Below are 6,355 nucleotides of genomic sequence, written 5' to 3' on the forward strand. Positions count from 1 at the left end.
CTTCGTTCAGCAATGCAGCTCAGTTGGCAACCCCAGCGGTTCCGACGCTCAGCAGCACGCCAGCGAGTTGTTTGGCAGCCGGCACCAGCACGATTAGCAATTACCTCGCAGGCAACACCTATACGTTCACACCCGCAGGTCCAACGGCAGGCGTGGGCGGATTGATCAGCGGCATGACCCTTGGCACTTCCTATACCGTTACGGCCAGTAGTGCAGGCTGTACCTCTGCGGCTTCGGCCTCGTTCAGCAATGTGGCCCAGTTGGCAACCCCAGCGGTTCCAACGCTCAGCAGCACCCCGGCGAGCTGTTTGGCAGACGGTATGAGCACCATCAGCAATTATTTGGCGGGCAACACTTATACGTTCACTCCGGCGGGTCCAACGGCAGGCGTGGGCGGATTGATCAGCGGCATGACCCTTAGCACTTCTTATACCGTTACGGCCAGTAGTGGAGGTTGTACCTCTGCGGCCTCGGCTTCGTTCAGCAATGCGGCTCAGTTGGTAACCCCAGCGGTTCCGACGCTCAGCAGTACGCCAGCGAGTTGTTTGGCAGCCGGCACCAGCACGATTAGCAATTACCTCGCAGGCAACAGCTATACATTTACCCCCGCAGGTCCAACGGCAGGCGTGGGCGGATTGATCAGCGGCATGACCCTTAGCACTTCTTATACCGTTACGGCCAGTAGTGGAGGTTGTACTTCTGCGGCCTCGGCTTCGTTCAGCAATGCGGCTCAGTTGGTAACCCCGGTAGTTCCAACACTTACAGCAGGAACAATAAACTGTAATGATGTTACAGCAGATTGGACGCCATCAGCTAATGTAACGGGTTATCGCATAGATGTTGCAACAGATGCTGGTTTTACAAGTATTTTAGCAGCCTACAACAATCTATTACTAGGTAGTGGAGTGGTCACCAAAAATGTAACGGGATTAGCTTCAGGATTAACTTTTTATATAAGAGTACGCGCAGAAAATAGTTGTGGAGCGAGTGCTAATTCGGCTACTCTTACGATAACAACGGTAGCTAGTGCAACAGCTTTTACGACTACCGAAGTGCAACCAAATTGTATAACAGCTACAGGAACGATAACCGTTTCTGAGGCAGTTGTTGTTCCATCGGACCAATATAGTTTTGATGACGGAGCAACATATCAATCTTCGAATGTAAAAGCTTTATTGGCTGCGGGCACTTATAAAGTAAAAATAAAAAATGCAAGTGGTTGCGAAACTTTGGCTAAAACAGTCGTATTGACTGCTTCAGTTGCGACGACTTACTCTGGAGGGGTGTGGTCCAATGGACCTCCAAATATACTTACAAGAGCAATTTTTGCAAGTGGTTATACATTTGCTGGAAACTTAATAGCCTGTTCCTGTCAAGTGAATACTGGAGTTGCTGTAACTGTTAATCCTGGATTCTCTTTAGTGTTAGAAAATGGGTTGGATGTAGCAGGAACTGGATTAATAACTTTTGAAAATAATGCAAGCTTGATACAAACCAATAATGTAGTCAATACAGGAAATATAACCTATAAAAGAAATACTACTGCGGTTGGTAAATTTGATTATACTTATTGGTCTTCTCCGGTTTCCCCTCAAACATTATTGAATGTTTCGCCTACGACATTATTTGATAAATATCTCTCTTGGGATGCTGTTGCGGGAGCATGGAAAATAGAAGCTACAGGAACCGTAATGGGAAAAGGAATTGGTTACATTATTCGTGGTCCACAAGGAAATTTGATTCCGGCGGTTTATACTGCAAACTTTATTGGTGTGCCAAACAATGGTACTATTTCTTATTCTATAGCTGGTTCTGGATTGAGTTATCTTATTGGGAATCCATATCCTTCTGCCTTAGATGCAGATATGTTTTTGGGGGCAAATCCAGTTTTAGACGGAACTATTTATTTTTGGACGCATAATACACCTGTAACCAATTTAATTTATAACCATAATGATTATGCTTCTTATAACGCGGTGGGAGGTACAGGAACAGCTGCAATAAATACGGGTGTCAATAACTCTATTCCATCAGGAAAAATTGCATCTGGACAATCGTTTTTTGCAACAACAAATGCTGCGGGTACCGTTACTTTTGAAAATACGATGCGAGTAGGTGTAGGAGGGGCAATACTTAATAATTCTCAGTTCTTTAAAGGAACGAATACAAAAGCAAGTAGTGCATTAAAAAAACACCGAGTTTGGTTAGATTTATCAAATACGCAGGGCGCCTTCAAGCAATTGTTAATTGGATATGTTGCCAGTGCAACTAATGGAATAGATAAACGTTTTGATGGCAAGAGTTTGGATGCGAATCCATATGTAGATTTTTATAGTATTAATGACAATAAGAAACTTTCAATTCAGGGACGCGCATTACCATTTGATGTAATGGATGAAGTACCTTTAGGATATAAAACGACCATTGAAGGAACTTTTTCGATTAATATTGACCAAGTAGACGGGGTTTTAGCAAATCGACCTGTGTTTTTAGAGGATAAGTCTACGGGAGTTGTTGTTAATCTTAAAAATGGAGCATATAGTTTTTCTACAGCTATAGGAACATTTGACGATCGTTTTGTATTGCGATACATTAATAAATTTATTAAAGCAAGTGATTTTGTCACTACTAATTTGGATGAAATAAATAAAAATGTGCTGGTCTCTGTTAAAAATCATAATGTGAAAATCAATTCTTTTGATCAAACTATTGATAAAGTGATTATTTATGATTTGATGAGAAGAAAACTTTATGAAAAAGAGAACATCAATAGTAATGAATTTAGTGTTCCTGAATTTAGTTTAACTGATCAAGTTTTAATAGTGAAAATCCGTTTGAAAAATGGCAAATGGGTTACTGAGAAAATTGTTTTTTAGATAATTAAAATACTGTTAATCACATTTGTGTAATAATTAATTTAGTGACCTGTTGAGCGTATTTGTAATTATGCTCAACGGGTTTCTATTGTGTATGTTGTTGTTATTTAAAAAAATGGATTGTTAATGAAATTAATCAATTTCTGGGGATTGCGCGTGACGGATTACTTCACATTATTCTATTTTCATAGGAGTTCAGTGAATTTCATTTGAAATAAGCTGCCGAAGTAGCATGTCCTGATAATTATCGCATAAGAGAAAGGGGCGACTAAAGACAAAGATAAGTAAGCCCCCTTTTCTTATGGGGTCACGCCCAAATTATTTAGTCCTTTATTATTTTTCGAAAATTACTGTATTTGCACTGGCACCAAGGTCTAATAAATTTTTAGTGATACTTTTTACAAAATCAGAGGGGCCGCAGACATAAAAGTTTTGACTGAAGTCTGCTATGTTTTCGATTAGGAAATTGCGATCAATTCTTTTTTCTATATATTCCATAACGTTTTCCCGGGTGTATATTTTTAAAAAATCTTTTTTAAGCATTTTTTGTAATTCCTCTGCCATAATTACATCCTCTGTGGTTTTGTTGCTGTAAATGAGTTTGTTGCCTTGAATGTGTTGTTTTTTGTACAAATCTCGGAAGATGGAAATAAATGGGGTGATGCCCGCTCCTCCAGCAATGAAAGTACCCGAACCCTTGTATTGAATGGCCCCGAAAACATCGTGTAGAATCAATTCGGCTCCAGCATTGATGCTGCCTAGCTTGTTGGTCACACCTTCATGGTCCTTGTAAATTTTAATCATGAATTCGAGATAATTTTGTTCTCTTAAATTGGTAAAGGTAAAAGGGCGTAATTTATCTTGCCATTCTGGGTGATTTATGGAAACATCGGTAGCTTGTCCTGGAATAAAATCGTATCCAGCGGGTTTTTCAACCACAAAACATTTTACATCATGGGTGATATAAAATGCTTTCAATATTTTAACAATGTGAGTGTCCATGGAGTTTGTTATTGGTCTGATTTTTTTTCATCGACTAGTTTTGTGAAACTTTTTGCTGCGCTGGTAAAGTCTGATGGTATGAGGATTACGGTAGTGGTATTGTTGTCAATCCCTATTTCTGCCAGCATTTGCATACGTCTCAATTCGAGTGCAATTGGGCTTTCTTCCATTTTTTTGGCCCCTTGGGTTAGTTTTATGGAGGCTTCTAATTCGGCTTCCGCTTTTACAATTCGGGCTCTTTTTTCTCTGATGGCTTCTGCTTCACGGGCCATGGCTCTTTGCATTGCTTCTGGAATTTCGACATCTTTCATTTCGACCATTTCGATTTTAATACCCCAAGGCTCGGTTGCTGAATCCACAATTTTTTGCAGCGTTCCGTTGATTTGTTCTCTTTCTCTCAATACTTCGTCAAGAGAATGTTGCCCAATAATGTTTCTTAGAGCGGTAACCGAAAATTGATAAACTGCTTTGTTATAATCGGCTACTTTAATAATTGCATATTCAGGATTGGTGATTTTGAACCACAGTACTGCATTTACCTTAATGGTTACACTGTCTTTTGTGATGGTTTCCTGTTGTTCGAGGTCGACTGTTTTTGTTCGAATGTCTACGCGTTGCTGTCTTTCTATGAAAGGAATAATCCAATAAATTCCGGGTCCTTTTATGTTTTTGAAACGACCAAGTCTAAAGACTACTGCGCGTTGGTATTCTTGGGCAATTCGAATGCCTCCTATGAAGAACATTACGAGTAAGATTTCGGCAATTTGTAGAGATGTCATGGTATTTTCTTTTTTAAGTATTGAATTTCTTAGGGTATTGTTTCAGCCTAGTGATTTGGGAAATTGCACTTATATCAAATGATAAGAGATTTTGTTAAAATCAATAGTAAATATACAAAATAATTTATATAGAATGTTTAAGGTGTTGATTGTTATTGATTTGTGAGTTTTTTAAGCAGAAGAGGTATGATAGAGGTAGAAATATTTTTATTAAGGAACTTAATTGCAACTATTTTTAAAAATGGAATCGGGGTTTAATATAATACGAATGAGTATACTTACAAGAATTAAGTTGTGGCTAAATAACTCTAAATGAGTTGTTAAGGTTTGTAAAGCAATTTAATGCAGTTTGAAGTTGTTTTAAATGCTTTTATCGAAAATATTAAAAAAAGCAATGTTGTAATTTAAGAATGACATAAATTAGTATAGAAATTTTTGAAGATTGTGTAATAAAGTTGTCTTTTTTTACTCAACAAATGCCTTAGTCCCTTTTTTCTAAGGAGTTTAATTACACTGTTTTAGTAAGGATAGGAATACCCCCATTCCGTTGTTTTTACGTTTCTGTTATTTCATGTGTTGTATTCGTTATTTATTATTTTAAAATTATTAAATATGAAAACATTTCTACCTAAATTCGGATTTTTAACGATTGTTTTTTTAATTGCAAATTTATTTTTTGCAAATGTGAGTTTTGGGCAGACCCTAACTTCTGACCAAGACGATTATGCGCCTGGAACGACGGCAACCTTTACGGGTAGTGGTTTTTTTCCTGGAGAAACGGTTTCAATGGTGGTTCGTCATGCCGATGAAACACCGGACACTGGTGAAGACCATAGTTCTTGGACAGTAGTCGCAGATGAGAATGGTAATTTTGTCACGACTTGGCATGTCTGCGAGGATGATTGTTTAGGATCTACTTTGAGAGCCACTGCAGATGGACAAACGAGTGGTTTACATGCGGAGGCGGTGTTTACGGATGCTGCTCAGGTTGGTACAGTCATTGTTGGTGCTCAATCAACAACTCCTGTTTGTCCAGGTTCTTCGGTGACTTATACTGTGACTTTAACACGGTCTGGTACGGGAGGTGGTGGATTTTCTGCTACATTAACAATCTCGGGTCTACCAACTGGTGCTGGAGCAGGGACGTTCTCTCCCAATCCTGTAGTTTTTGGTGGGTCTGACACTTCGAAAACGAGTATACTAACAGTTCCAACTACAGCTGGAACAATTCTAAGTGGATCTACTATTTTTACTGTAAAAGCAACTCCGCCAGCTGGGGGGGTTACAGGTACAGGAACCCTTTTGGTGGATAATGTCTTACCTGTAATTACGTGTCCTGCTAATATAACGATTACTTGTTCAGCTTCAACAAATCCAAGCAATACAGGTACTGCTACTGCTACCGATAATTGTGGAGGAACTATTACGGTCACTTCAACAGATGTTGATGTGGCAGGATGTGGCGGTAGCCATGTGATTACAAGAACTTGGAAAGCAACTGATATAGCTGGTAATTTTTCGACTTGTGTTCAAACAATCACGGTAAGTCCAGCGACATTGCCAACAATGACTGCACCCGCTGCTACGACAGTGGTTTGTGGTTCGATCCCTGCCCCAAGTTCTATCAGTTTCAGTAATGGATTGAGTGGTGGTTGTTTAATTAGTGGTACCTCAAACCCCTCTACTTTTACAACCACA

3 protein-coding genes and 1 pseudogene are annotated in these 6,355 nt (G+C 39.3%); 2 read left to right on the forward strand and 2 right to left on the reverse strand.

Features of this window, described 5'->3' with window-relative positions; translation table 11 throughout:
* Positions 1–2,876, forward strand: a 2,876-nt coding sequence (locus FNW52_RS16020; protein ID WP_143378478.1) for a T9SS sorting signal type C domain-containing protein, incomplete at its 5' end; no start/stop codon positions are given.
* A 333-nt stretch (positions 2,877–3,209) separates the two neighbouring features.
* On the opposite strand, the gene FNW52_RS16025 is transcribed toward FNW52_RS16020, so the two are convergent.
* Together FNW52_RS16025 and FNW52_RS16030 are read right to left on the reverse strand one after the other, a co-directional pair.
* Positions 3,210–3,878 carry an FAD-binding oxidoreductase gene (locus FNW52_RS16025; protein ID WP_143378481.1) on the reverse strand — a complete coding sequence of 223 codons (669 nt, stop codon included), beginning with the start codon at positions 3,876–3,878 and terminating at the stop codon, positions 3,210–3,212.
* An 8-nt stretch (positions 3,879–3,886) separates the two neighbouring features.
* On the reverse strand, positions 3,887–4,657 hold the full coding sequence (locus FNW52_RS16030) for a slipin family protein (RefSeq protein WP_143378483.1): 771 nt from the start codon (positions 4,655–4,657) through the stop codon (positions 3,887–3,889).
* Positions 4,658–5,269: 612 nt separating this feature from the next.
* On the opposite strand from FNW52_RS16030, the pseudogene FNW52_RS16035 reads away from it, so the two are divergent.
* Positions 5,270–6,355, forward strand: a pseudogene (locus tag FNW52_RS16035) (hypothetical protein); the annotation flags it as partial.

Source organism: Flavobacterium sp. ZT3R18, from assembly GCF_007097385.1.
Taxonomy (GTDB): domain Bacteria; phylum Bacteroidota; class Bacteroidia; order Flavobacteriales; family Flavobacteriaceae; genus Flavobacterium.

What these genes read in the sequence shown, in the direction of transcription:
- FNW52_RS16030 (WP_143378483.1), bottom strand. Translation starts at nt 4,657, where the DNA reads ATGACATCTCTACAAATTGCCGAAATCTTACTCGTAATGTTCTTCATA.
- FNW52_RS16025 (WP_143378481.1), bottom strand. Translation starts at nt 3,878, where the DNA reads ATGGACACTCACATTGTTAAAATATTGAAAGCATTTTATATCACCCAT.